The organism is Rhodopirellula bahusiensis, assembly GCF_002727185.1.
Lineage (GTDB): Bacteria > Planctomycetota > Planctomycetia > Pirellulales > Pirellulaceae > Rhodopirellula > Rhodopirellula bahusiensis.
In genome coordinates this window covers 55941-82821 of record NZ_NIZW01000007.1, presented here as the reverse complement: position 1 = coordinate 82821, position 26881 = coordinate 55941, and the positions used below count along the sequence as shown (strand labels likewise).

Sequence of the window (26881 nt, the reverse complement as noted above, 5' to 3'; positions counted from 1 at the left end):
AGTGACGATGTTAGCGGTGTGGCGCAAGCAGCCCGGTGAGGAACCGGAGGGCTCGCGCCCTTCCGCTAGGTCACTTGTTGTTCATGCGATGCTTACTGTGGTGTGCTTGTCCCACATCCATGGGATTGGGTTCAAGGTGAGATGGCGTCCATCCTATTGGGACTGGCTGTGGGCGACGGCCTTGCAAGGGCATCGTACCGATTCCATCAAGGGGACATCGAGCATCAGTCTTGGTACAGGGGAGCTCACAGGCTGGAAGCCTATGCCACTTTTGTCAGCGTGTGGGGCGGTTGGCTTCGAGTTGTTTTTCGAGTTGTCGCATGCTGCGTGACAGCAAGACTCGGATGGAGACATCGGTTTTGCCGAGTTGTTCCGCGATTTGTCTAGTCGGCATGCCGTCGACGTATCGCAGCCGGATGACGGTTTGCTGTTCTTCGTTGAGTTGCCCGATCGCTTGAGACATTGCGTTGAGTCGAATGTTTTGGCTGACAACGGCGCTGGGCGAGGTCATGCTGGCGGCGAGCAATTGTTCCATGCCCATGGCACCGTCATCGCCACCTGACGCACCGCCGCCGTGAATCGATTGTTGCCGACCCGCGTCGCGGCGTTTCGCGTCGAAGTGGAATCGGTGGGCGTCGACCACGCGTCTGCGAGCAAGTTGTTGCAACCACTGCATCACGGAATATTGGTCCAGCGGCGCGGTTGGCAGACCTGAGATGGCGGCTGTCGCGATTTCTTGGATCAAATCATCGACTTCGACCAACGCCAGCAGGTGTTCGCCGGTGATGGATTTCACGAATCGAAACAAAGAATCGCGATTCTGAGCGATGTACTCGCCCAACGCGTCGACGTCTCGTTGGCGAATTCTCTGGATCAGCGGATCGTCCGTGGGTGGGGTCGATGAGTCGAGTGAGCTGTCGTCGTCCATCGTGATCACCGGGAGGGGAGCCAATCGAAGTCGGGCTGAGCAAGGAAGAGGAGCAAGAACGGTGCATGCCATCTTACCGAGGTGCTCGCTATCATGGGCACGCCGCGCCGTTTTCCTGTTCGACGAATCTCGAAACACCCTTCCTGTGTCATGACGTCTCGACAGTCAGCCCAACGTCGTGCATCGACCACCGCGGAGGATTCCACGCTGGATTTGGATGAGATTCTGCTGGAGTGCCTGGAACGTTTGGCGGATGACGATGAGGGTGGCGATCCGCGGAGAGTTTGGGAGTTGCTTCCCGCTCGGTTTCAAGGCGATGCGGCGGCGGGCGATCGATCGGGACGCTTCGTCTTGGTGGAAATGGTGAAGATGAGCATGGCGATCGCGGTGCAGAATGAATGCCCGCGCTGGTTGGACGAATACTTCGATGCCTTTCCCGAATGGTTTTCGGCTGAGTCGGCACCGTTTGATTTGGTGATGGAAGAGATTCAACTCCGTCGCGAATGTGGGCAGACTCCGGAACACGAGCATTATCGAAATCGGTTCCCGCATTTGGAACCGGTTTTGAAGCCGCTGTTCGATTCATCGGGCGATCAGCAAGCGTCCATCGCGAAAACGCCTCGTCGTGGGACGCCGATGGAGTTGGCCGTGGGAGCGGTGGTGGATGATTTTGAGATCATCCAGAAATTGGGTGAGGGTGCGTTCGCCCATGTGTATCTGGCTCGCCAAAATTCCATGTCGCGATTGGTTGCCTTGAAAGTCGCGAACGACACCGGGGACGAACCACAGGCACTCGCGCAGTTCGACCATCCGAACATCGTGCGAGTGTTTGATCAGCGTCAGGTGGCGGTCCATGATGATGAAGCGGCAGGTCGCTTGTTCGAGTTGCATTTGCTGTACATGCAATTTCATCCCGGTGGCACGTTGGCGGACGTTGTTCGCTTGGCTCGTTCGGTTCCACTTGTCAAGCGTGATGGCGGGGTCTATTTGCGGGCGGTGGATCAGGCACTACTCGAATCGGCGCAGGTGGTTCCGGATCGCTCGACCACTCGAGCGTGGTTGTTGGGATGCGAATGGCCCAAGGTGGTCGCGTGGGTCGGTTTGCAATTGGCGGACTCTTTGCAAACCGCACACGAAGCCGGCGTGTTGCACCGCGATGTCAAACCAGCCAACGTTTTGTTGACCGCAGAAGGTCTGCCGCAGTTGGCGGATTTCAACGTGTCGATGGCTGGGACCGCTGGTCGTGCCGGAGCCGCTTCATCGCTGGGCGGTTCAGTCGGTTACATGGCACCGGAGCATCTCGATGCGATGAGCATCACACGGTGTGGGCGTCCCGAAAATGTCGGTGGGGCCGCGGATTTGTATTCGTTGGCGGTTTTGCTGTGGGAATTATGGCAAGGCAAACGACCGTTTGATTGTTCGCATGAGACTCATTCTTGGACGGAGTTGTTGGAAGAGCAGCATGCGGCGCGGAAACGCGAATTGTTGGTTCCAGATCGGTTGGACACGCCGTCGGAACGCGTGCTGGAGAGCGTGCTTCGGTCCGCGTTGTCGGTGGATCCCGCGGATCGTCCGGAAAACGGCGCCGAGATGAGCGGTAGCCTGCGGTTGGCGATGCACCCAGAAGCCGCTCGTTTGTTTGATCCGAAACCAGGTTCTTGGATGCACATGTTGGGGAATGTGTCGCCTTGGTGGTTGTCTGTTGTTTCGATTTTGCTGCCCAACATTGCCGCGGGCTTCATCAATTATTTTTACAACCACAGCGAGATCATGCCGGAGGAGATGCGGCCGAGCCTGGATGAATTCGCGATTTGGGTGAATTCAATCGCGTTCCCCTTGGGTTTGGGATTGATCGTGATTTACACGCGCGCGTCCGCGAGAGCGTTGAAGGCAACTCGGCAGGCTGAGTCCGTCGGAGAGGAGGAACTCAATTCCATGTTGCGGCTGGGGTATCGAGCCGCATCGATTGGAGGCACGTGCTGGTTGATCGCGGGATTGGTTTATCCGCTGTTGTTGAAGTCGAGGTTTGATGAGTTCACCGATGGCCAAGCGGTTCACTTTTTCATCTCGTTGCTCATTTGTGGCGGGGTGGCGATGGTGTACCCGCTGTTCGCGCTGAACGTGGTGGCGACTTGCGTGCACTATCCCAAGATGATTCGGCCGACGATGCGGGATCCAAAGTTCGAACGTCATGCTCAGCAAATGATCAGTGATAGCGAATCGTTTTTGTTGATCGCCGCTGTCATCCCGTTGATGGGAGCTGCCTTGATGGTCTTCAGTGAAGGGCAAACGAAAGAGTATCTGCTGATTGCGATCATCGCTGGCATGATCGGTTTGCTCGGTGCGTTCGCGAGCTATCGCATCATCGTTCGAACCTGGGCTGTTCTGGCGGAGGTGCTCTCCAACGAAACAACGGCCACGCCGCGTTGAGGCCTGGCCGTTGGTTGGAGGGAGACTTGTCGAAGCAAATCACTGCGAAGGGTTGTTGCCGTTCGGTGTGATTTGTGCGATTGCTGAACGCAGCGGATCTTGAGGTGAAACCGCGGCCGCGGCGGGAGCCGGTTGATTGATGCCGCTGGTCTGCGGAGCAATGTTGGCTGGAGGTGCCGTGTTGGACTGCACGGTGGTTTGCTGAGATGAAGTTGCAGGAGCGACTTCCGTGACTGTTTCGACCGTCACCGCCTCGACGGTTTCGATTGGCAAGGAATCCATCGAGAAGCATTTGCGATTGTTGAACTCGTTGCATTCGAAGTACTCGTCCCAACTGTCGATGATCACGGTCAAGTGTTGCAGGCCAATGATCAGCCCACCGCGGTTGCCCATCGCGAGCGTCTCAATCGGCAAGGAGACTTCGACTTGCAGGGCTCCGTTGGCGGGGATTTGTCCAGCGACCACGGTGGTGCGAGGCGAATGCGGCAACGCTTGTCCCAGCGAACCAATCGCAGTGACGTGGAAGTCTTTGACGCAGCGATTGCTTTTGTTGGCGATCACGATCCCGAAGCGTGGACCACAGGATTGATCGACGACGGGGAGTTGTTTGACTTCGACAATTTCCAAGTCGCCGATGTCATCAGGAGGAACGATGAAGCCCTGGCCTTGGCATGCGACGATGCCGATGGTCACGAAGGCGATGAACAGGATGGCCGTGTTGAGTGCCTTCACGGAAAAAGATGTGCGATACATGGGATTGAACCTTGTCGATGTGGTGGTTGATTCATGAAAAAGCCCGGCAATCCACTGGTGGGATGTACCGGGCATGCCGTGCGATGTGGGTGATGCGTTGCTTTGGTGCGATCACTCGGTGAAGTGAATCACCGTGCTGTGAATCGTACTGCTGCGGCTCACCAGCATCCCCAGTAGCTTGTGTAGACGGGGGTGTAGTAGTGGTGCACGACAGGCTTGTAGTGCACGACTGGTGTGTAGTGATAAGACGAGTAGCTGTAGGGGCTGTAGTACGAGTTGTAGTGGGAGTAGCCGTAGCTGCGATGGCCATAGCTGCGGTACCCGTAGCTGCCACGGAAGCGACGGTAGCAAGCTGCGACTGCCTCTTCTGAATCGACTTCGTCTTCGCCGTCGTTGAGCAGTGATTCGACATCGGCCAGTCCGAGTTCCATGTCTTCGGCCGAAGCTTCGTCGATGTTCTCGATGTCGGCGGTGTTGTTACTTTCGGCGGCAGCCAATCGAGCGAGCAGGTTGTCGTCGGCTTTCACGGCGGTGCCAACCAAGCAGAAGGTCATGGCCATGGCAGCGGTGATCAGAGTTCGTTTGGACATCGTTCAGTCTCCAGGAAGTTTGTTTTGCGGCGTTGTAAGAAAGTCGCCAGCGAGTTTGCCGCGTCGTTTCGCTGTCGTTCGTCTTGTGACTGAACGGCTAAGCGGAGGAGGCCCAAAGTTGTTACTGGAAAAAACGAATTTGTTTTTGAAACATCGAACCTGTAACAATGAACCCGAGGTTTCGCTTGGAAAGCATCGCCCACACGCGTGCGTGATCCTTCTTTCCTCTGACAAACGAGCGAACCCATGCGTCTCACTCACCGAAGTCTTTGCCTGGCCCTGTTGTGCGTTGTTCTGCCCGCCGCTCGCGGTTTGGCGGAAGACGAACTGTTCTCGAAAGTCGCGATCGATTCCGTTTTCACGACGGCTTCTTCTAAGTCGTCCAGCGAAGCCAACCAGGCCGCCATCACGATTCAGGCCGGAGCTGCGAAAGTGGACTCGGTCAAAGACCTGGACCAACTCTTTCCGCTGGCGAAAGAGATCGATGAAGAAGCCGTTCGCGAATTCGGTGCGATTCGGTTGGTCAGCCAATCGGACAAATGGAGTTTCTCGACTCGCATGACCATCCAAGGCGATTCGCCAAAGGTGGTTTTTGAAATGGCACTCGTGACGCTTGGCGAAGCTTCCCTTGAGAATGAGCGAGCGATTTGGCTGTCGCTGATGGAAGCCGGGCAAGCGACCCAGGCGACTTTCTTTGGGATCAATCGCGAATCGGCGGAGGCTGGAAAGCAGGGGCAGTTGGTGCTGCGTTCGACGATGTCGGCGGTGGGGCTGACCACGGAATCGTTGCGGTCAAAACTGCAATCACTCAGCCAATTCGCTGTGGAAAACTCAGCAGCTTGGTCGCAGTTTCGAGCCAAACCAGCGGAAAACACGGCGAAAGCGGCAGTCGTTGAGTCCTCGCTGGTCGGTCAATGGCTGGCGACTCCCGTGTCTGGTGAAGCCTACGCGATCGATCTGAAAGCGGCTTCGGAGGGATCGGGGACGTTCCAATTGGTTCACGTCAAGGATTCCAAATCGACGGTGTCGTCCGGCAAGTACTCGCTGAAGGACGGCAAGTTTTCTCTGAAAGCGGACTCGGGAGATCCGTTGGTTTTTCCGCTGACGTGGAGCGACGCCGACCAGTTCGAGCTGGAAATCGGCACCGTGAAAGTGAATTTCAAGCGTCAGAAGTGATTTTCGGTAACACCAGCCGAGAGATCACGCTTGGTCTTTTGTTCCCTTTACCGCACCACACCTGATCTGATGAGGTGATCCAATGTTTCGCTGCCGCCTGACTCGAATGCTTCGAATTGCTTTTCACCGTTGGATGTCGGTGCTCTGCCCGGCTGTCATGCTGGTCATCTCGCTTCAAACGACCAACGCCATGGCGGGCGGGGAAACCTACAAAAAAGTCCTTCCATCGACCGTGTGGATCATCACGGCGAACGGGGAAGACCAAACCTCCACCGGGACAGGCGTCTTCATCGATGCGGACAAAAAGCTGGTTCTGACCAACGCTCACGTGGTCGGTGACAGTCGCACCGCCGTGGTGTTCTTTCCCGAGAAAAAGAACGGCGAAACGATGGTCAAACGCAAGCAATACCTGGATTCGGTGCTGAAATTGGCTCAGCCCGGCCGGATCGTTGCCGTCGATCGCAAGCTTGATTTGGCCCTGATTGAGTTGGCGGAAGTGCCTGAGCGAGCCGAAGCGATCGCGATGGCGGAGACGAGCGTCACGACCGGCGAATCAGTCGATTTGATCGGCAATCCCGGCGGTTCCGACGTCCTGTGGGTCTACACCAGCGGCACGGTCCGTTCGATTTATCAGAAGAAATTCAAATCAGATCACGGCGAGCACGATTTTCGCGTTGTCGAAACTCAGACGCCAATCAAACCGGGCGACAGCGGCGGTCCCGTCGTCAACCAAGCTGGCGAATTGATCGCGATTGCCCAGTCGTTCTCGCCCTCGCAGAACCTAGTCAGCTACTGCGTGGACGTTCAGGAGATCGAAGCGTTCGTCAAAAGCCCTTGGAAAGCTGCTCCTTTGGGCACCAAGGTGGTTCTGAAGAACGCGGAGGTGGATTTCGAATTGCATTCGACCGGTCACTACGAGGTCAAGCAAAAGCTTTCTTCGGGGACGACGCAGTCCGTCTTTGTTGCGAAGGACACTGAGTACTTCCAGCGTGCGGACGTGCGAAAGGTTTGGTCGTTGGTTTCGGTCAGCAGTGACGAGCCCTCGGCCGAGCTGATGATGCGGCTGATGCGTCAAAACTCTGCCACGAAAATTGGTGGCTGGGTCGTGGAAAAAAACGGGGCGGGCGAGTTTTTGATCCTGTACGTCGCGAAATTGGATGCGACCGCACCTGATGAAGCCGTGGCGGCCTCGATCGACTATGTCGCCCGAATTGCGGGAGCGATGAGCAAACAACTGAAATCCAAGACGCCCGAAGAAACCAAAACCGAGTCGTCGACCCAGACCCTGGCGTCGTGGTTGGCCAAGTGAATTTTGGGCATTCAAGAAAATCGAAGTTTCTCTGTAACGCATTCAGAAGTCTGCCGCTTGGCAGTTTGTAAGGCGAAGACATCGCCGCGACGCGAATTCAAACTTTCCAAAGACCGGAGACAGAACGATGAAAATTCAAGCTAAAAAATGGATCTTGGCCGCTTCCGTGATCAGCACCGTTGCTGGAACAGCCGTCGAAGCCCAAGCCTGTGGCGGAGCCCGTCGCAGCGGAGTTTCGCGAATCGTGTCGCAGATCCACTCGTCTCGCACGACCAATCGCTACCCATCATCGACACCTCACTACTCGTCGATCCAGCCCACCTATCGTCAGGCTCCGGTCTATCACAACGCTCCGATCAGCGTTCAGCCTTCGCCGGTCGCTTCGCAGTCGTTCGCAGGTCAGCCCGTATCCCGCCAGCCTGTTTCGGGGCAACAGTTCGCTCCGCAGCAACAGGTCGGCCAGCAATCGCTGAGTCAGCAACCTGCCCCGAACAACTTCGCCGCCCAGCAGGTTCAAGGCTCGCAAGCTGCACCAGCGCGTCAGGCACCGGTTCAGCAACAAGTACCCGCGCAGCAACAAGCACCGGTTCAGCAACAAGCTCAAACGCAGCAAGCGACCCAGGCTGCTCCCGCGACTCAGCCCGCTGCATCGGCGGAAGCATCGGCTCTCGCTATGTTGGCCTCGATCAATCAACGTGCTGCGAAGCCAACCCAAGCGACCGCACCGACTCAAACCGCGACACCTGCACCAGCCGCCTCACCAGCAACTCAACCAGAAGCGGCTTCCTCGCAAATCCCAACGTTTGGATCGGCCACGCCAGCTTCCAGTGTCAGCTCGCCTGCCCAACCTCACGTGGGATCGTGGAACGTTTCCTTGCCCGGTGAGCAATCAGTGTCGCTGGAGTTGAATTCCGATGGCTCGTTTGTTTGGGTTGCTTCCAAGTCGGGAAAGACCAGCCAGTTCGCCGGCCAGTATCGTTTGGATGGCGGCAGCCTGACTTTGGTCCGTTCGCAAGATCTTCAAAAGATGGAAGGCACTTGGACGGCCAGCCAGAACGGTGGCTTTGTCTTTCGAGTTGGCGGTGGCACCAACGGTGGACTCAACTTCACACGTTCGTGAATCTTCGATCGACTATCATGCAGCGGTTCCATCGTCCCGCTGCATGAGGTTTTGAAGTGCACAGAATTGTTGACTCGCGAATCGCACTCGTTGCGATTCTTTTCGTTTGTGTTGGTTCGGTCACCGCACAAGATTCGACCGCGTCTAAACACGCAACTCAAACGTTCAAAGACTTGCTCTATCGGTCCGGGGACGATCTGACGGACTACGAGAAAGAGCGTTGCCGTCTCGATCTGATTCATCCAACCGATGAAAAGGGATTCTCGACCGTGGTTTGGTTCCACGGCGGCGGACTGACCGGTGGAAGCAAATCTTTTCCCGAAGGTTTGCTTGATCAAGGAATTGCCGTTGCAGCGGTGAATTACCGCTTGCATCCCAAAGTTAAATCACCGGCGTACGTGGAAGATGCCGCGGCCGCGGTGGCTTGGGTTTTCAAGAACATCGAGCAATACGGTGGCGATCCCAAACGCATCTACGTCAGTGGTCATTCGGCCGGCGGGTACCTAACCAGCATGGTCGGATTGGACCAACGTTGGCTCGCTGAGCATGACATCGATGCGAATCAGATTGCAGGTTTGATCCCTTATAGCGGTCACACGATCACGCACTTCACGGTTCGCAAGGAGAACGGTGTCGGCGAGCGTCAGCCGATCATCGATGACATGGCGCCGCTGTTCCATGTTCGCAAGGATGCTCCGCCGTTGCTATTGATCACTGGCGATCGCGAACTCGAAATGCTTGGTCGTTATGAGGAGAACGCTTACCTTTGGCGGATGATGCAAGTCGTCGGTCACCCTCATACCAAGTTGATGGAACTCGACGGATACAACCACGGTCAGATGGCAGATCCTTCCCATCCTTTGCTGCGGCGGTTCATTCAGGAACTGGAAAAGGAGTGACCAAGCCGCACACGTTGCCGGGTTCCAAGAACGCTAGGTGAGTGATGCCGTAGGTTCGGATGTCCCAGTCGCCAGGCGGCAGTTGTTCCAGGTCAAACGTGTTGTCGGTCTCGACGACCAGGACGCTGCCGGGAGGAGCGTATTGCTGGACTCGGACGATGATCGACTTCAGCTTGGGATAGTACTCCGGGTCGGTCCACATGCGATACGGCGGACTGAGGAAGACGATCCAAGCGGTGTCGTCTTCCGGACTGGATGGCTTCAGCAATTGATCGGCCAACGCGAATGCGTCGCCCGTCACCAAGCGGACTTTGTCTTCAATGCCGAGCCGCTCGGTCGTGTCTCGAATTTGGGCGATCGCCTTTCGCATCGGTTCGACCAGGACAGCGCAGGTGGAACCGCGGCTGATCGATTCCAGGCCCAGCACACCGGTGCCGGCGAACAGGTCAAATGCGATCGTGCCGCGACAGGCTCGGCCCAAAATGTTGAACAGATTTTCGCGAACGCTGTCGCGCATCGGCCGAGTGAATTCCTCGCCGTGGTAGGTCACCGGCCGGCCACGCATGTCACCGCCGATGATTCTCAGCTTGGTTGGCTTGCCGTCATCGGTCCCACCCTTGAGGTTTCGTTGCTTGGGCTTGCCGCGTCGATTGTTGGTGCGTTTCGATTTCATCGAGACATCGTAACCTACGAATCTGTCCCGCCACAGGTCTTGAATGTGCTGAGCGTTGGGCAGGAAAGTGATGATTCAAATTGCCGGGGAATTGGTGTGTTGAGGCGACCCGGCGACGACTCGAAGTTTTGAGATCGGGGTTTGGAAAATCCACCGAGTTCCCGTCTTTGCCGGGATCCAGCTTTCAGCGATGGTGACCGAGAGCGGTGGAGCGTTTTCGTTGCTGATGGGTTGCAGGCGGAGGAGCGTGCGGCCACCGAGATTGCGCCGTTCCAAGACGATTGCCGGGAACTGCCACTCGCCCGATTCGGTCGCAGTGGACGCGTTGTTCTGGTCGGAAGCGGGTTCGAGCAGTTGAATCGTCTCGGGACGTAGCAACAGAACGAGTTCATTGAGCGATTGACCGTCCGGCAGTTCAATCACTTCGCCTATTTGCGGGCACGCCCGAATCACCTCTCTCAGCGACAGCAAGTTGCACGAGGGCGACCCGAGTGCGAGTGCCACCTCCGACGAGTTGGGTGACCGATAGATTTCTCCCGGAGACCCAACCTGCAAGATTTGTCCCTCCGACATCACGACGATCTTGTCGGCCAAACGCATGGCCTCTTCCCCGTCGTGGGTGACGTGAACAAACGTGGTTGATTCGGCCTGGTTGGAAACGTCCGCCAACCGCTCCATCAATCGCTCCGAAGCCAAGCGATCGATCGCGGCCATCGGTTCGTCGAGCAAGCAGACGGAAGGATTGCGAATCAGTGTCTTGGCGAGGGCAACTCGCCGACGTTGTCCGCCGCTGAGCGTATCTGGGCGCCGGGGCAGCCACCCCGGGTCCAGGTTCATGGTCTCCGAAATGACTCGGATTTGTTGGTCCAGTTGAGTCGCAGACAGGTTTCGTGTTGGATTGGCTTGAGCCGCGATCTGGAGTGTTTGCTGGACGGTCAGGTGCGGGTACATCGTGTCGTGCTGGAACAGCAAGCCAACGTTTCGCTTGCGAGCCGCCTCATGAGTCACATCGGTGCCGTCAATCGTGATCGATCCGCGTGCAACCGAAATCAGACCCGCGATGCCATGCAACAGCGTGCTTTTTCCGCAGCCACTGGGTCCCAGGACGACGCAGTATTCTCCGGGAGCGAGCGACAGATCGAAAGAGTCCACCACTCTCTTGGAGCCTCGGTCGAGCGTGAGTCCGGCGATCTCGAGCGAGTGGGTGGGCATTGGCAAAATCATGGCTGGGCGGAGAGAGTATTTGCACGCATTGTAGTGGCCCAAAAACTCATCGAGCCGCACGACTGGCCGTCTTTTCACGCGGTCGTCTCCGCTGTTTGACATTCCTCAAAAGCCAAGATTTTGGGCAATTCGCCGGCGTCAGAACCTGTGGTGGGGGCGTCGTTCCGGGGATTTGGCGGCCGAAAGAGGTGCCGGCCCATTACAATGGTGGTGTTTCAGCAAGATTTTGGCACCCATTCCGACTCTGGAGACCAAACAATGCATTCTCGTTCATGGCGTTTTGGCTCGCTACACAAACTGGCTCTCGCCCTCATCGGAGCAAGCGGATTGCTGCTCGGGGGATTGGCACTGCAAGCCGACGAATCCGATTCATCGAGCGGATCAACGTCTGCTCTGAAGGTCACTCAGGAAGGCGCGGATGAGTCGGACACGATATCCGAGGAAGAGTACATTCCTGCGACAAAGGCTGAGCTTCGAAGGAAACTGAACCGGATTCAATACGATGTGACTCAGAATGCTGCCACGGAGCCAGCGTTTCGGAACGCCTATTGGAACAACAAAAAGAGGGGCGAGTATCACTGCATCGTCTGTGACAAGCCACTGTTCGACAGCAAGACCAAGTTCAAGTCAGGAACCGGTTGGCCTAGTTTCTATTTGCCAATCGCGAAAGACGCCGTTGGCTACCAGACGGACTACAAGATGCTGTATCCGCGGACGGAGGTGCACTGCAAGCGTTGCGAAGCACACCTGGGGCACCTGTTTGACGATGGCCCAGCACCGTCGGGCAAGCGATTTTGCATGAACAGTGCTTCGATGAAATTCATCGAAGCAAAGTCCGAGAGCAAAAAATAGCCCAGCGTCAAGATGCGGCTGGGCTACCAAATCAACTGAGCTGCCAACCGTCGATCAACCGTCGACGATGATGCCCATGCTGCGAGCGGTGCCTTCGATCATGCGGGTGGCTTGATCGATATCGCGAGCGTTGAGGTCTTCCATCTTCTTTTGAGCGATTTCTTCGCACTGAGCACGGGTGACCGTTGCGACTTTGTCCTTGTTGGGGACACCGCTGCCTTTGGCGATGCCAGCGGATTGCATCAGCATCGACGCGGCTGGTGGGCTCTTGGTGATGAAGTCAAAGCTACGATCGTTGTAAACGGTCACGATCACAGGAATCGGCGTGCCGTTGTATTCCTTGGTGCGATCGTTGAACTGTTGGACGAATTGTCCCAAGTTCACGCCGTATTTACCCAGCGATGTACCGACAGGAGGTGCAGGAGTGGCTTGACCGCCGGGGACTTGGAACTTGGCTTGGCCGGTGACTTGTTTTGCCATGGGTAAACAGCTTTTAGCTTTTAACGATTAGCGGTTAGCTCTTAAGGTGCAGCGTTCTGCTGAAAGGCCAACGCAATCTGAGGTGTTTGAAGTGGGATGGATGAGGATAATAACGCTTGCCGCTAATGCCTAGCAGCAAGAGGCATTTTACAAAGGCTCGACTTGCCAGTGATCCAGTTCCATCGGGACGCTGCGTCCAAAGATGTTGATGATCACTGTCACGCGGCCGTTGGCTTCGTCGACCACATCGACTTCGCCTTCTTGATTCTCGAAGTTGCCTTCTTTGACGCGAACACGATCGCCGACTTTGAATGGAATCGCAGTTTTGATCGGGGTTTCGTCTTCGTCGTCCACCGCGGGGCGATTGACGAAACGTTCGACGTCTTCGGGTTCCATTGGCATCGGTTTGCCAGCCGAACCGGTGAAATCGCTGATACCACCGACTTCACGAACGAGGAACCAGGTGTCGTCGTTAATCGACATGTACACCATGATGTAACCCGGCAACAATTTTCGCTTGCTGACGCGGCGTTTGCCGTCTCGAGTGAACGTGGCCACGTCTTCGGATGGCACGACGATGTCACCAAAGAACTCACCCATGTCTTCCATGCGAACCTTCTTGCGAAGGGCTTCGGCAATGGAATCTTCGCGGTTGAACGCGACTTTTAGGATGTACCAATCCATCGGGGACTCATCGTCCACTTCTGGTTTGGGCGGTGCGTTGGGGTCAACAGGAGCCGGAGGCGGGGGCGCGGGGGCTTCGGCTGCCGAAGTCTCTGGTGCCGGTGTTTCAGAAGCGGCGGGAGCGACTTCGGTTTCTGGCGAGTCGACGTCTTTCACGTCTTCATCACTCACGATGTTACCCCGATGAAGTTGAAGATGAATTGCCAGAGAACATCGAACAGGAACAATGTGATGGCAAGGAAGAAGATAGTGAAAATCACGACCACGGAAGCTCGGATCAGTTCATCCTTGCTCGGCCAAGTCACCTTGTTCATTTCCGCTTCGACGGCGATCAAGAAATCGGCGAATCGAGGCCAGTTGACGACTCTGAATCCGAACCAGAGCCCAGCGGCCAGCAACGCAGCCGGGATGGCTCGTGCAGCGAGGGAGGATTCTCCCATGGCAGCAGGGAGGAACGAATACAAACGCCAGCAACCCAACGTGACGATCACCCAAACGGCGAGAGCCGTCAGTTGGCGAACAATCCGGCCTTGGTTGGCTTTGTACACACCAGCATGGAACAGTTCGCTGCTCAGCGAACTGCCTCCGGCGCCGGCCGTGCCGGATTGGGTTAGATCTTTGGACACCCGTGGACTCCTTCGTGAATTGATTCTGGTGTTGAGCCAAATTGGTCATGGGCCAGTTTGCTCGGACCTCTTCCGCGATCACATCCTCTTGATCGTGGGGGCAAACCAGAATTCTGGACAGCAGGGGCGGCGAGAGTCGAACTCACAACCGCTGGTTTTGGAAACCAGTGCTCTGCCAATTGAGCTACGCCCCTGAAACAGCGATAAGCTACTAGCTATCAGCTAACAGCTTATCGCCTACATGTAACTTTCTGCAAACGCAGATTATTCGATGATCTTGGTCACAACGCCTGAACCAACGGTACGGCCGCCTTCGCGAATAGCGAAGCGAACGCCGTCATCCATGGCGATTGGTTTGTGCAATTCAACTTCAACCTTGACGTTATCGCCAGGCATGCACATGTCGGCACCGACCAAGTTGGCCGTTCCGGTGACGTCAGTCGTGCGGAAGTAGAACTGTGGACGGTAACCGCTGAAGAATGGCGTGTGACGGCCACCTTCGTCTTTGCTCAAGCAGTAAACTTCTGCTTCGAACTTGGTGTGAGGCGTGATGCTGCCTGGTTTTGCCAAGACTTGACCACGTTGGATGTCTTCGCGTTTGACACCACGAAGCAAGCAACCGACGTTGTCGCCCGAACGGCCTTCGTTCATTTCCTTGCGGAACATTTCGACGCCGGTGCAGGTGGTCTTGGTCGAGTTAGGGCCCAAACCAATGATTTCGACTTCTTCGCCGACCTTCACGACACCACGCTCGATACGTCCGGTAGCAACCGTACCACGACCTTCGATCGAGAAGACGTCCTCGATTGCCATCAAGAATGGCTTGTCGTCTTCACGGGTAGGCTCAGGAATGTGCGAGTCAAGTGCTTCCATCAACTCGGTGATGCACTTGCTGGCTTCTGGGTCAGCTGGGTTGTTGTAAGCTGGCAGCGAGCTACCACGAACGACAGGAACGTCGTCGCCTGGGTAGTCGTACTTGCTGAGCAATTCGCGAACTTCGAGTTCGACGAGTTCGAGCAATTCTTCGTCGTCGACCAAGTCACACTTGTTCAAGTACACAACGATGTAAGGAACGCCAACCTGGCGACCGAGCAACACGTGTTCTTTGGTTTGTGGCATCGGGCCGTCAGCTGCCGACACGACCAGGATCGCACCGTCCATCTGGGCGGCACCGGTGATCATGTTCTTGACAAAGTCAGCGTGGCCGGGGCAATCGATGTGAGCGTAGTGACGATTTTCACTTTCGTACTCAACGTGAGCGACCGCGATGGTCACAGTCTTCGTCGCGTCACGGACAGTACCGCCCTTGGCGATATCAGAGTAACCCTTCGCTTCAGCCAAGCCCTTTGCTGCTTGAACAGCGAGGATCGCACCCGTCGTCGTCGTTTTTCCATGGTCAATGTGACCAATCGTACCTACGTTGACGTGGGGCTTGGTACGTTCAAATTTGTCCTTAGCCATTCTGGTTCACCTGCATTCGCGATCCGCACCACTGTTCTCGGGGAGATACGCTCCTCGAAAACCCTTGCTGCCGTCGACCGCGTTCACACCCACGGTTACTCGCCGGCAATTCGGCCGTGTTGATCGCATTCGATCTACTTGAAAATCGAAACGAAACAAAAACGATGTTGCACTCAAAATCAGTCCCCGATCGGGAACCCAACTTTGAGCGACTTGAAGCTGCTGATGGGATTTGAACCCATGACCTCATCCTTACCAAGGAGGCGCTCTACCCCTGAGCTACAGCAGCGAAGCGGGTGAAGGGAATCGAACCCTCGTATTCAGCTTGGAAGGCTGCTGCTCTACCATTGAGCTACACCCGCATTACCGTCTGCTAGCAATTGGCAGCTCATGGCCGGCTTTCCTGTTGACCCCGTCGGGGGCGGAAAACAAGCAACGATTCGCCGTTTGCTAACAGCTTCTTCCATGGGGGCTACAGGATTCGAACCTGTGTAGGCAGAGCCAGCGGATTTACAGTCCGCCCCCTTTAACCACTCGGGCAAACCCCCAAAATCATGTTCTTCGAATCAAAAGTGTGGCTTGCGATTCGAGTGACTTCTTCTTTTTGGTGCTTTCACACCCAATTCTCGTCTTCTTCTCTGAACTTGCTTGGCAGACTGTTTTGGTTGTCTGTTGTTCGGTTCAATCGCCATTGGCGTTGAATCGAATTCGCAAGAGCCAACGGAGGGATTCGAACCCACGACCGGCTGATTACAAATCAGCTGCTCTGCCAACTGAGCTACGTTGGCCAGCTCAAGTTCACCCCGCGCGAGAACCGAGATACCGGCCTTGCGATGGGGAAGGCAGAGTGTACCGATCCGCGAACAGGCGACAAGACGGAATAGGGTCAAAATTGGCGTCCCCACAAAATTCTTGGGCGAATTTTGTCGTAAAAAGCCAAAAGGTCTGTCCGTCAAGGGAGTTGGTACACCGCATAGGTTGAATTCCGTTGATTCGCGGCTGGATAAATCTGTACCAGCGGCAATTCGGGACCCACGACGCGGCGGTCCACGATGATCCAGTCGCAACCATATTTGGACCGCATGGTCCGCAAATCGTCGTACCGAATCGTGACCCGCATGGTCGAAAGCCGAGACGGGTAAACCTCCAGGAACCGTTTGGCCCACTCCCGCAACGCCACCGCGTTTTGAGGTGTGTCTTTCCAGTTGACCACTTCGGCCCGATGCGCGTACCACTTGAATGTTTGTTGGTGCCTCGGCGTTAGCAGCACCGCGTCCTCGGGAGTGCTGGCTCGAACAAATTGGCAAACTGCGATCCAGTCCTCCATCGTCCGCCTCTGTTCGGCGTAGTCCGCATCCGCATTGAGCCCCAGCAGCCGATTGCTGACTGAAACTGGTACCCCAGTCTGAGTCTTTTCCCAGCAGGCGTCGGCAAAGAAACCAACCACGACGGCCATTCCGGCTCGTCCAATCCAGATCCGGGCCAGGTCGGCGTTGATCGCAGTGGTGGCTGGTTTTCGTGAAAGAGTCGATCTTTGCCAAAAGAAATGGACCACCAAGAACGCCAGCGTCAGCGGTGTGACCGCATCGGCCAGTCGGAACCAATAGAATCGCAGCAGCTTGGCGGCCTGATCGGGATACACCGCCGGAAGCAATCCGACCAGCAATCCCACCAAGCTGATCGTCATCGAGCCGATGGCAAACCAGCCCAGGATTCGGAACGCAATCGCTTGGTCCGCCGCGATTGCCCATGTTTCGGGCGTGAGGCCGTTCTTGGCACCGGATGTTCGCCGCCAAACAGTATTCAGCCCCACCAAGCAAACGAGTGTCAGGATGGCATGCCGGACATACCAATCAGCGTGAAATGCTGCGGGCATCAAGTGGTGCGAGATTCGGAAGTAGGCGTAGATCCGAGCTGCTGAAACTTGCTCGGCCTCGGTTGCTCCCCACGACATCGCGGCGGCGGGAACCAGCCCGACCAGGGACAGGGCTCCCCCAAGGAACAAACCTCGGCTGAAAAAGGCGGGGATCGGTCCGGCATCCTCGCCCGCTGGTTCGCCGGCCAACTCGGAAACCCGCCAACGTTTGGGGCCACGCTCGGTGATCCAAAATGCGAACGCGGCGGCGACCACGGACCAGCCACCAGTCAGCACATGAAATCCGGCCGCGGCACCCAGCCAGACCCAGCCTCGCGACCAACGCCGCTGGACAATGTCCGCCAATCCGAAAAGTACCAACCCGTAGGCGGGAACCTTCGCCTCGATTCCGCCGATGACCCACTCACCAGCAAGGTTTCCATGCTGGATGCCGAGGATCCAAATGACCATGACCCATACGCTGCTGATCGGTGGCATTCGCATCGCTTGGGTCTGTCGAAGCAGCCCCGCCGCCAACAATGACCATCCGACAACACGTCCGATCCAAGCGGTTGCATTCATCGAGACAAATTGAGTCGGCCAACCGAACAGCCAGTAATAGGTCGCGTGAGCTTTGCCCGATGACGCGAAAAGATCATTGGCGCACCAATCGGGTTGCCAGAAGTTTTTGGCCTTCACCAAGTAGTGAGCTTCGTTGACTCCAGGGGCAGCATCGCCAGCGTACAAAAAGCACACGCCCATCAAGGCCAACCAGCTCCAAATCAGCGAAGATCGCGCTGGCTGAGTTTGCGGTTCCAACGTTGACTCCGACGTCGTCACGGAACCGCCCACCGGATCGCTGCCAACATGCTATTGACGCTGGCTTTGCCTTGCCAAGCCAGATCCATGGCCGTCCCGTGGTCAACGCTGGTGCGAATGATCGGCAGTCCCAGTGTCACGTTGACCGCGTCGTCGAACGACAACGCTTTCAATGGAATTAGTCCTTGGTCGTGATACATACAAACGTAGATGTCGATTCGTTCTCGCATCGCGGGCGTGAACGCAGTGTCAGGTGACAAAGGTCCTTCGATCGTCCATCCAGATTGTCTCGCTGATTCAATCGCCGGTGCGATAATCTGTTCTTCCTCTCGGTGGCTGAATAATCCGTTTTCACCCGCATGTGGATTCAGTCCGCAAACGGCAATGCGAGGCGGCAACAAGCTGCCGCGATTTTGGTTGCGGCGTTGAACCGTTTCACCCGCCAAGTCGATCGTACGAACCAAAGATTCGGTGTTCAGCTGCGACGCCACATCGGCCAGCGGAATGTGGATCGTTTCAAGAACGCAGGCGATCGTGTCGCTGGCCAGCATCATGCGAACGTCTGCTGGTTCGCCCTGCACTGCCCTGCCCGCTCGATCGGCCAGCAACTCAGTGTGACCGGGAAAGTCGATCCCGGCTTGATGCCAGGCTTCCTTTTGGATGGGCCCCGTTACAATCGCGTCGACGTGACCTGAGACCGCCGCGTCAATCGCGTCGGTGACGGATTGATAGGAGGCTCGCCCGGTCGCGGCACTGAATTTTCCGGGGGTGAAGTCATCGAGTTCTTCTGCGGTGAGTTTCCCACAATCGACAATCAACCCGTGCGGTGCGTCACTCGGTAACGCCTGCTTTGGCATGACCAAAAACTCGGCCAGCGAGATTGTGCCGGGGCAGTCACAACCGAGTTCTTTCGCGGCGCGTTGGTAGATGGCCGCGTCGCCAAACAGCAGCGGGTAACCCAGTGACTGAACCTCCGGTGAATTCCAGACTCGAAGAGCGATTTCGGGGCCGATTCCGGCGGCGTCCCCCATCGTGATGGCCAGCTTGGGGCGCGATTGATTCGCGTCCGTCATGGCGACACCGAGGCTCGGCCACGTGGTCCCAGTCGACCGAACATGCGATCGAGTTCATCACGACTGAAGAACAAAGCGGTTGGCCGACCGTGTGGGCAATGGTGCGTTTCTTGGTACAAGTCCTTCTGTTCCAGCAGGCTGGTGATCTCTTCCGGAGACAGTGGATCGCCCGCTTTCACGGCGGCTTTGCAAGCGACGGTGCTGAGCAAGTGATTCAGCAAATCCTTCGGGTTGGGATCTCGGCCGGCGCCCATCACCGATTCCAAAACGGTTCGCAACATGTCCGCAGGCGGCTTGTTTGGCAGCATCGCTGGGTACGACTGAATCAGAATCGTTTCGCCACCGAAGTCCTCGATTTCCAAACCGATTCGGCTGAGCGTGTCCTTCACCTCGAGAGCCGCAGCTCGCTCGGCAGGAGTCAGCGAAACGGGTTCCGGAACCAGCAACTGTTGGGCTTCCAAAGAAGCGTCTTCATGAAGCACTTTTTGGCAGACACGTTCGTAGAGCACACGTTCGTGCAGAGCGTGCTGATCGATCACAACCATGCCTTTCTCGTCTTGCGTGACGAGATAGCGCTGGTGCACTTGGAACCCAAGGTGACTCACGCTCGGTGTGGGAACGCCGGCGGCCAGAGCTGCGTCGTGCGACGAGCCGGCTGTTCCCGGATCATTCGCGTTGAAGCTACCCGAGTTGTCGCCATCCCACGGCGTCATCTCAATGCCTTCGGCGGCTGTCGATGGGCGAGGCGAATCGACACCGGCAGCGGATCCCGGTGACCAGGTGTTCGGCGAAGCGAGCGGAGCGGATTGGCCAGTCATGTCCGTGGCGGATTGTGATCCGTGGCCGATTGAATTGGATTCGCCGAACGGTCGAAAGTCCGGCGTGCCGCTGGCTCCACCCAGCATTTGAGTGTTCGACGTCGCGGATGATCCCGACGGAGGTCCACCGGTTCGGGCCCATTCGATCACCGACTGGCGTTGCTGGTCGACTTCGTTGGGACGCATGCCCATGACCGATTCGGGAGCGGTCTGGCGTTGCTCCTCTTCGCTCATCGGAGCCGGAACCGGATTGGATCCCACACGTTGAGTCATGTCGGTCGAAAGGAAACGCTGGCGAAGCGTTTGCAATAACCGGCTGTACACACGTCCGCTGTCGGTGAAGCGAACCTCGAGTTTGGCGGGGTGCACGTTGACATCGATCATGTCCGCGGGCATCCGCATTCGTAGGAAACAAACCGGATGTCGACCGACCATCAACATGCCGCGGTAGGCTTCCCCCAAAGCATGTTGCAGCGCGCGGTCGCGAATGTGACGGCCGTTGAGAAACAAATACTGCATTCGGTTGTTGCCGCGACTGACCGACGGATCGCAAGCGTAACCGGTGATCTGAACGGTTTCATCTTGGTTCTCGATCGGAATCAACCCTTCGGAGATTTCAGTTCCAAAGAAAGACTCAATGCGGTCTGCCCAACGAGGCGTCGGCAAGAGGTCGAACATCTCCTTGTCGCCGTTGCGAAGGACAAAGTGAACCTTCGGGTTGGCAAGGGCCAAACGCGTGAAGGCTTCGACGATGTGCCCGCGTTCGGTTTGCGGGGTCTTCAGGAACTTGCGGCGAACCGGGGTGTTGAAGAACAGGTTCCGGACTTCGATCACGGTGCCGACCGGGCAACCGCAAGGTCCCGGCGTCTCGATCACTCCGCCGCGAATGTCGATCTGGCAACCGCCCTCTTCGCCTTCGGCTCGGCTTCGGATGGTCATTTGAGAAACGCTGGCGATTGATGCCAGGGCTTCGCCGCGAAAACCGAGGGTGCCGACGTGGAACAGCGATTCGTCGTCGGGCAGCTTGCTGGTCGCGTGGCTGGTCACGGCCAGCGGCAATTGCTCGGCGGTCATCCCGCAGCCATCGTCGCTGATTCGGATCAGCTCGACGCCGCCACCCTCGAGGCTCAGTTCAATCCGAGTCGAACCGGCATCGATGCTGTTCTCGAGCAATTCTTTGACCACCGAGGCGGGCCGTTCAATCACCTCGCCAGCGGCGATTTGATTGACCAGATGGGCCGGCAATTGGCGGATGATGCGAGGTGGCTTGGCGGTCGTGGCGGTGGGCGTGTTCATGGCCACAACTTACCGCGCCAGGCCCAGATCGCACCAGGATCATCGTTCGGCGAAGAAGCAGATTGACCGGTTCTCGCCATGGAGGAAACGATTCGCCGAAACGGCCGGAAAATCCCTCGCAACCGGCAGCGTTGCCAGAACCGCGGCGTTTTGACTGCCCGTTTGCGGCATAGGATTCCAGTCTGTGGTCGAGGAACGTGGTCTGGAAGCCTATGCCACATTGGTGGGCTAGGAGAGCCGTCAGTCTGTCGACGGTTTCCACCCTGGCCTGCCTCGGCGATTGTTTCTCACCGCTTGTTCCCAGGCCAGGTGCTCTCCTCTCAGGCGGTCCAGCTCACCAGGGTTTTGCGAGGCCAAATCATTCTGTTCGCCGATGTCATCGGCCAGATTGAAGAGCCATTCCCGGATCGTTGTTCGGCCGTCGGTGGTGGCTTTTTCTTGACGGACATACTTCAGGTTCCCGTCCCGGATGCCGCCCCAGACTTGAGGGTCGCGGGGTTTTCGCCAATGCAGCGTGCGGGGTTGAGGCGGTTCACCCGAAGCGGCCAGCGACAGGACGTCGATCCCTTCCATCGCGTCTTCTTGGGCGGGAGTGATCCCAGCGGCGGCCAGCATCGATGCGGTCAGATCGAATGTGATCGTGACTTGCTGGCTGACTGTGTCTTCTGGCAAATGGCCGGGCCAACGAGCGATCAAGGGAACACGGATTCCTCCCTCAAACGTCTGGCCTTTGATTCCTCGCAGTGGTTCGTTGCGACTCGCCGACGTGCCACCATTGTCGCTGGCGAAAATCACCAGCGTGCGATCGGTCATTCCAGATTCCTCGATCGCGTGCAGCACCTTCCCGATGCCTTCGTCCATGTGACGCACCATCGATCGGTAGACACCGGGCGGATCGTCGCTCTGTTTCCAAAGTGGTGAATCAAGCGGCAGCGGATCGACGGGAGACTGGCCTGGCGGTTGATAAGGCGTGTGTGGTGCGGTGTAGGGCAAGTACAGAAAGAAAGGCTGCTCACTGTCGTTCCGGTCGCGAACATATTGCACGGCGTGATCGGTGATCGTGTCCGTGAAGTAGCCTTCGCCGCTGATCGGCCTGCCGTTGCGGAACAGGTTGTACGTGGCGACCGAATCGAGGTAGTGGTAGTAATCCATCGCACCGCCGATGCAGTACAACGCTTCCTCAAATCCATGTTGCATCGGTGAGAATTGGGCTTCGTAACCCAGGTGCCATTTTCCGAACAATGCCGTTTCATAACCGACGTCGGACAGACGCTTCGCCAACGTTGGCCTGTCGGCGGGCAAACCCAGTTCGTTGACCAAGTGCAAACGAATCGCATCGTCATAGCGTCCAACATTGCCGACTCCGATTGCACATTCCAAACCGCCCACATGTTGTTGATAGCGACCTGTTAAGAGCGCCGCTCGAGTGGGCGAGCATTCTGGGCCGTTGGCATAGGCCTCCGTCCAGCGAACACCTTGCCTGGCTAGCCGATCCAAGGCCGGCGTTGCTTGCTCGTCGTTGCCATAACAACCCAGGTCTCCGTAGCCGAGGTCGTCCGCAAGGATCAGCACAATGTTCGGACGGTCGCTGGAATCGGCTCTCAGCGAAGTGGGGACGCAGGCATGAAAGCACAGAGCAGCCATTACCCAAACGGTGAGTGGGACGACCCGTGGATTGATATGGATGGGAGACATGTTGGAGCCTTAAGGGAGTCAAACAGGTAGGCAGGTGTCATCGGGTATCTGAGCCGTTTGGCGGTAGCCACGGTTTCCAAGTACAGCCGGGGCTAATGCCCAAACGGCTCACGAGATGGACCCCAATTGTTCGAGATCACGAACCCGGTTGGACGGATTCGCTCGGCAGCGTTTCCAAGCGTCGAGGCGAAACGTCCGCGGCCTTTCCGATCAGTCGTTGGCCCTGGCCGGGGCGATCTTTGTCACCCAAGTCCTGACGAGCTTGTTCGGCCAACGCAGTCAGTTGAGCAACGATCTCAGGACGCGTCTCGGCAACGTTGTGTTGGCAAACGATGTCATCCACAACGTTGAACAGAAGCGTTGTTGGTTTTTGCGAAGCGTTGAAGTGCGGGTGTCCGGGGGATGTGTCGACGGGCAAGAACATTTTCCAGGGACCGGAGCGGATGGCTTGCAGTTGATCTTGGTGGTAGTAGTAGAACGCTTCGTACGGCGTCTTGGCGTTGGGTTCACCAAACAGCAGCGGAGCGATGTCGTGGCCATCGAGTTTGCGATCCGACGGCAGTTCACATCCGGCTAGATTCGCAAACGTAGGCAATAAATCCATCGTGGTCGCCAGTTCGTCACATTGAGTCCCGGCGGGTACTTTGCCGGGTTGCCAGACGATCGTGGGAACACGAAAGGCACCTTCGCTGGTCGTGTACCCGCGACCGTGAAGCGGCAAGTTGGAACCTCGGCTCAAGTCATCAGGATCGCGGTTGATGGGGGCACCGTTGTCGGAGGTCCAGATCACGAAGGTGTTTTCTGCGATGCCCAGTTCGACGAGCTGGTCCAGCATCTGACCGATCGACCAATCCAATTCTTCGACCGCGTCTCCCCAAGGACCGTTCTGGCTTTTGCCGCGAAAAGCGTCGCTGGAAAACGGTGTCTTGGTGCTGCCAGGCATGGCTTGTGGGAAGTACAGGAAGAACGGTTCCTCCTTGTGCTCGGCGATCCACTGCATCGCCCCTTCTGTGTAACGATTGGTCAATCCGTCTCGGTTGCACGGGGCTTCGATGACGGTCTCGTTTTCCATGAGAGGCAGAGGTGGCCAGTGCGATCCATCTCGCTGCCAAACCCGCTTGGTCATGTCGTCGGAGTAAGGCACTCCAAAGAACCAATCAAACCCCTGACGGGTCGGCAGGAATTCCGGTTGATCACCCAGATGCCATTTTCCAACCAATGCGGTGGAGTAGTCCTGTTGCTTAAGAATCTCCGCGATGGTGATCTCATCGGGATGCAAACCATAAGCAGAGACAGGTCGCAGAACCGCACCATCGCGATCGTTCAAATGCATTCCGACTCGTTGCGCATAGCATCCGGTCATGATGCTGGCACGCGATGGGGTGCAGACGCCGGCCGTGACGCAGAAATGGGTAAACGTTCGCCCTTCCCTTGCCATGCGATTCAAGTTGGGCGTTCGATGCAACGTCGATCCGAAGGGTTCGATGTCGCCGTAACCAAGGTTGTCACAGTAGACGATGATGAAATTCGGTTTGGTTGGCTCGGCTGCCGTTCCGATGCCGAGCAACGGTGACGTTGTAAGCAGCGTCACGATCCATCCAACAAGCCAACGCATCAGTTGTCCTCTAGTTGGCGTTGAAACATCTCCAGCAACGCTGCGACGATTTTGGTGGTTGCTTCCTTCTCGACGTAGTTGGTCCCGAGCCACGTTTCATAGCCGCCCAAACGATGTTGCGGCGGTGTCGGCAGGTACCCGAAGGAGCCGTTGGCGAGCTCGATTGTGAAGGTGTCTTGGAAGGGGCTGCGGTCTTTCAGTTCCAGCCCCGTTTCGGTGAACGTTTCAAACGGGATCGCGGCGATTCCCAAATCGCCAATGCGAAGAGCCTGCAGTTGGATCTCCACTTCCTTGGGCCCCGCCAAAATTTTCGCGATTCGATCGGCATAGATCTCTTCGCGGCGATGACCGCTTCTCGGATTGTTGTCGTCGCTAAGTTTGAGTTGATCAAAGTGCGCGATCATCTCCGGTGTCGGCTGTCTGGTCTTCAGCGCCAACGTCGTGTGCTCGGCGGAGAGTGGCACCCAATCGTGGAAATCAATCTGCTGGTGGGCTTCGAACACGCGGCTGGCAACTTTCTCTGCAACCTCCTGCATCTTCTCGTAGGGATCGTACTTTCGGGGCGATTTATCAGCGAAGTTGATGTTGTTCACGTCGCCGCTGGTGCCATTGGCAAGGATGCCGACAAACGGTGGCGATTGATTGGTTGCCCCCAGTTTCTCTTCGATGAATTTCGCGAAGTATCCAAAGTAGTCCGCCGAGACTTCGCCGGATCGAACGCCGCCGACGTAGTGCAGCGAATAATTTGCCAGCAGGGCGATCGGCCGGCCGTCGGGGCTCTGTACTGAGACGAAGCTGATTTCGGGATCGGTCGGACCCGCGGGGCGATCCAGTTTGGAGCTGCCGCGAGGTGGATTCATCCGGACTTGATCGGTGCCACCGAATGGGTGGCCCAACAAGCTGGCGTCGGTGACAAACCAGCGACGGTTGAAGACTTCCGACGGTTCATCCGCGCTTCCCCAACCAATCTTGGCCGGTTCCAGATTCGCCATCGCACGACGGATTCCGTCCGAGATCCGATGGGCAACGAAGGTTTGGTAATCCGTCAGTTTGGTTTCGTTGGCGGTTTTCAGGTCCCCGCGAGCGGTGGTTGCCGAATGGGTGTGCGTGGATGCCAACAGCATGTTGAAGACTGGCAACCCGGTCGCATCGGATGCTTGCTGTTTGGCGAGATCGAAGACTTCCACGGGGATGCCAACGTTGTCGCAGAGGACGATGGCCAGTTTGGTCATGCCATCATCCAACACGAGGCAGCGAGCGTGAAGTTCATCGTGCACGTTGGTGGCCGGAATTGGTTTCCAACCGCCAACAATCAGCTCACCCAGTGGCGGCGTGATGTTGCTGGTGGCAGCTCCAGCCCGAAAGACCGGGTTGGAATCTTCGCCATGTACTGGGGACACTTTGCCAATGAGAAGACCAAGAAGAACCAAAGCGAGAGTCATTCTCTGGGACGCAGGACGGAGCATGCTTCGATCCTTTGGGGCTGAGGGAGGGGCTGGGGAAGGATGCGAGTTGGAGAGCTGAGTGTCGTTCCTCGTTCGCACAACCGATTGCCAGCAGTTGGAGGGGGATTTGAAATGGATTCAATAGGGCACGATGGTTATGGGAGCGCACGTTGCGTCTGTGCCCCTGAACCGACATTCAAACGAGCGCATTGTACCTGAACGGTTTCATCGTTGTTCTGTGGAGGGGAAAGCGTTCGAAAACGCGAACAGCAACCTCATGAAATGGATCCATAGCGAGTCGGTGGAAATCACGCTTGCGGCGTTGGGATCCGTTAAACTGATTCGCGATGGTACCTTTGCCTTGTCCGAGAGAGTCTCAATGAAGTTTTGTTGTTTTGTCCTGGTGAGTTTGGCTGCGACTTGGGGCCTGGTTGGTATTGCCGGCCAGGTTGCGGCAGGTGAATTCAACACCGTGCTGGACATTGGCGATCCGGCACCTGAATGGAGTGAGTTGCCGACGACCGCGGGTGAGACTTCCTCCCTGAAAGATCTATCGGATTCGAAATTCGTGGTTCTGGCATTCACCTGCAACAGTTGCCCGTATGCGGTCGATGCGGAAAAACGCTTGATCTCACTGACCAAGGACTACGCTGAGAAATCGGTCTCGGTGATCGCGGTCAACGTCAACACGATCGAAGACGATGCGATGCCGGCCATGAAGGTGAAGGCCGCGGAAAAGTCGTTCCCATTCGCGTACTTGTATGACGAGTCCCAGCAGATCGCTCGCGACTATGGGGCCAAGTACACGCCTCAGTTCTTTTTGCTCGATGCCGATCGAAAGATCGCCTACATGGGCGCGATGGATGACAGTCCTGATGGCCAAAAAGTGACTCAGCCCCACCTCCGCAATGCGATCGACGAAGTACTTGCAGGTGAACCCGTGACACTTTCTGAAACGGTTCCAGTTGGTTGTCGGATCCGGATGGAGCGTCAACGTCGCTCTCGTCGTCAGCGCTAGATTCGTGAACTGAAGCGGATACTTTGAAGTCCGGGCCAGCTA

General features: G+C 56.9%; 22 protein-coding genes and 5 tRNA genes. 7 read left to right on the top strand and 20 right to left on the bottom strand.

Annotated features, from left to right (window positions below; all coding sequences use genetic code 11):
- Positions 1–274: 274 nt before the first annotated feature.
- Entirely contained in the window at positions 275–928 is a 654-nt protein-coding gene (locus CEE69_RS10050) for an RNA polymerase sigma factor (protein WP_099260727.1), read from the bottom strand.
- A 150-nt stretch (positions 929–1078) separates the two neighbouring features.
- Here CEE69_RS10050 and CEE69_RS10045 point away from each other — a divergent pair, with 150 nt between their 5' ends.
- The gene (locus CEE69_RS10045) at positions 1079–3358 is read left to right on the top strand and encodes a serine/threonine-protein kinase (RefSeq protein WP_315852524.1); all 2280 of its coding nucleotides are present in this window, start codon (positions 1079–1081) and stop codon (positions 3356–3358) included.
- 39 nt (positions 3359–3397) lie between these two features.
- Here CEE69_RS10045 and CEE69_RS10040 read toward each other — a convergent pair whose 3' ends face one another.
- Together CEE69_RS10040 and CEE69_RS10035 are read right to left on the bottom strand one after the other, a co-directional pair.
- A complete protein-coding gene (locus CEE69_RS10040) occupies positions 3398–4111 on the bottom strand; it encodes a hypothetical protein (RefSeq protein WP_099260543.1) in 714 nt (237 codons plus the stop codon).
- Positions 4112–4269: 158 nt separating this feature from the next.
- Positions 4270–4701: a hypothetical protein gene (locus CEE69_RS10035; RefSeq protein WP_099260542.1), complete on the bottom strand. Its 432-nt coding sequence runs from the start codon at positions 4699–4701 to the stop codon at positions 4270–4272.
- A gap of 246 nt (positions 4702–4947) precedes the next feature.
- On the opposite strand from CEE69_RS10035, the gene CEE69_RS10030 reads away from it, so the two are divergent.
- From CEE69_RS10030 to CEE69_RS10015, 4 genes are all read left to right on the top strand, one after another.
- Positions 4948–5877 (top strand): hypothetical protein, encoded by a 930-nt coding sequence (locus CEE69_RS10030; RefSeq protein WP_233215097.1) that lies wholly within the window; start codon positions 4948–4950, stop codon positions 5875–5877.
- Between the two features lie 82 nt (positions 5878–5959).
- On the top strand, positions 5960–7186 hold the full coding sequence (locus CEE69_RS10025) for a S1 family peptidase (protein WP_099260541.1): 1227 nt from the start codon (positions 5960–5962) through the stop codon (positions 7184–7186).
- Between the two features lie 127 nt (positions 7187–7313).
- On the top strand, positions 7314–8306 hold the full coding sequence (locus tag CEE69_RS10020; protein ID WP_099260540.1) for a hypothetical protein: 993 nt from the start codon (positions 7314–7316) through the stop codon (positions 8304–8306).
- A 56-nt stretch (positions 8307–8362) separates the two neighbouring features.
- Positions 8363–9205 (top strand): alpha/beta hydrolase, encoded by an 843-nt coding sequence (locus tag CEE69_RS10015; RefSeq protein WP_099260539.1) that lies wholly within the window; start codon positions 8363–8365, stop codon positions 9203–9205.
- Here the strand turns inward: CEE69_RS10015 and CEE69_RS10010 are convergent.
- A complete protein-coding gene (locus CEE69_RS10010) occupies positions 9180–9878 on the bottom strand; it encodes an RsmD family RNA methyltransferase (protein WP_099260538.1) in 699 nt (232 codons plus the stop codon). The genes CEE69_RS10015 and CEE69_RS10010 overlap by 26 nt on opposite strands.
- Before the next feature lie 75 nt (positions 9879–9953).
- Positions 9954–11090 carry an ABC transporter ATP-binding protein gene (locus CEE69_RS10005; protein WP_099260725.1) on the bottom strand — a complete coding sequence of 379 codons (1137 nt, stop codon included), beginning with the start codon at positions 11088–11090 and terminating at the stop codon, positions 9954–9956.
- 270 nt (positions 11091–11360) lie between these two features.
- Between CEE69_RS10005 and msrB the strand changes: the two genes are divergently transcribed.
- Positions 11361–11954: a peptide-methionine (R)-S-oxide reductase MsrB gene (gene msrB / locus CEE69_RS10000; RefSeq protein ID WP_099260724.1), complete on the top strand. Its 594-nt coding sequence runs from the start codon at positions 11361–11363 to the stop codon at positions 11952–11954.
- Between the two features lie 54 nt (positions 11955–12008).
- Here msrB and rplK read toward each other — a convergent pair whose 3' ends face one another.
- From rplK to CEE69_RS09925, 15 genes are all read right to left on the bottom strand, one after another.
- Entirely contained in the window at positions 12009–12434 is a 426-nt protein-coding gene (gene rplK / locus CEE69_RS09995; RefSeq protein WP_007324993.1) for a 50S ribosomal protein L11, read from the bottom strand.
- Between the two features lie 147 nt (positions 12435–12581).
- Positions 12582–13289, bottom strand: coding sequence for a transcription termination/antitermination protein NusG (gene nusG, locus CEE69_RS09990; RefSeq protein ID WP_099260537.1), 708 nt, complete (start codon positions 13287–13289; stop codon positions 12582–12584).
- The gene (gene secE / locus CEE69_RS09985; protein WP_099260536.1) at positions 13286–13744 is read right to left on the bottom strand and encodes a preprotein translocase subunit SecE; all 459 of its coding nucleotides are present in this window, start codon (positions 13742–13744) and stop codon (positions 13286–13288) included. The genes nusG and secE overlap by 4 nt, the downstream gene beginning before the upstream one ends.
- Before the next feature lie 121 nt (positions 13745–13865).
- Positions 13866–13938, bottom strand: a tRNA-Trp gene (locus tag CEE69_RS09980).
- A 70-nt stretch (positions 13939–14008) separates the two neighbouring features.
- Entirely contained in the window at positions 14009–15205 is a 1197-nt protein-coding gene (tuf, locus tag CEE69_RS09975) for an elongation factor Tu (protein ID WP_099260535.1), read from the bottom strand.
- Between the two features lie 217 nt (positions 15206–15422).
- Positions 15423–15494 (bottom strand) — tRNA-Thr (locus tag CEE69_RS09970).
- Positions 15495–15496: 2 nt separating this feature from the next.
- Positions 15497–15567, bottom strand: a tRNA-Gly gene (locus CEE69_RS09965).
- A gap of 104 nt (positions 15568–15671) precedes the next feature.
- Positions 15672–15753 (bottom strand) — tRNA-Tyr (locus tag CEE69_RS09960).
- A 167-nt stretch (positions 15754–15920) separates the two neighbouring features.
- Positions 15921–15993, bottom strand: a tRNA-Thr gene (locus tag CEE69_RS09955).
- 164 nt (positions 15994–16157) lie between these two features.
- A complete protein-coding gene (locus CEE69_RS09950) occupies positions 16158–17912 on the bottom strand; it encodes a DUF6798 domain-containing protein (protein ID WP_099260534.1) in 1755 nt (584 codons plus the stop codon).
- Complete coding sequence (pdxA, locus tag CEE69_RS09945) at positions 17897–18952, bottom strand: 4-hydroxythreonine-4-phosphate dehydrogenase PdxA (RefSeq protein WP_099260533.1); 1056 nt, start codon at positions 18950–18952, stop codon at positions 17897–17899. The genes CEE69_RS09950 and pdxA overlap by 16 nt, the downstream gene beginning before the upstream one ends.
- Positions 18949–21066 carry a DNA mismatch repair endonuclease MutL gene (mutL, locus tag CEE69_RS09940; RefSeq protein WP_099260532.1) on the bottom strand — a complete coding sequence of 706 codons (2118 nt, stop codon included), beginning with the start codon at positions 21064–21066 and terminating at the stop codon, positions 18949–18951. The genes pdxA and mutL overlap by 4 nt, the downstream gene beginning before the upstream one ends.
- 240 nt (positions 21067–21306) lie before the next feature.
- Positions 21307–22761: a sulfatase-like hydrolase/transferase gene (locus CEE69_RS09935; protein WP_099260531.1), complete on the bottom strand. Its 1455-nt coding sequence runs from the start codon at positions 22759–22761 to the stop codon at positions 21307–21309.
- 136 nt (positions 22762–22897) lie between these two features.
- The gene (locus CEE69_RS09930; protein WP_099260530.1) at positions 22898–24376 is read right to left on the bottom strand and encodes a sulfatase family protein; all 1479 of its coding nucleotides are present in this window, start codon (positions 24374–24376) and stop codon (positions 22898–22900) included.
- Positions 24376–25818 carry a hypothetical protein gene (locus tag CEE69_RS09925; RefSeq protein ID WP_099260529.1) on the bottom strand — a complete coding sequence of 481 codons (1443 nt, stop codon included), beginning with the start codon at positions 25816–25818 and terminating at the stop codon, positions 24376–24378. Before CEE69_RS09925 ends, CEE69_RS09930 begins: the two co-directional genes overlap by 1 nt.
- Positions 25819–26098: 280 nt before the next feature.
- Between CEE69_RS09925 and CEE69_RS09920 the strand changes: the two genes are divergently transcribed.
- Positions 26099–26839: a thioredoxin family protein gene (locus CEE69_RS09920; protein WP_099260723.1), complete on the top strand. Its 741-nt coding sequence runs from the start codon at positions 26099–26101 to the stop codon at positions 26837–26839.
- Positions 26840–26881: the final 42 nt, after the last annotated feature.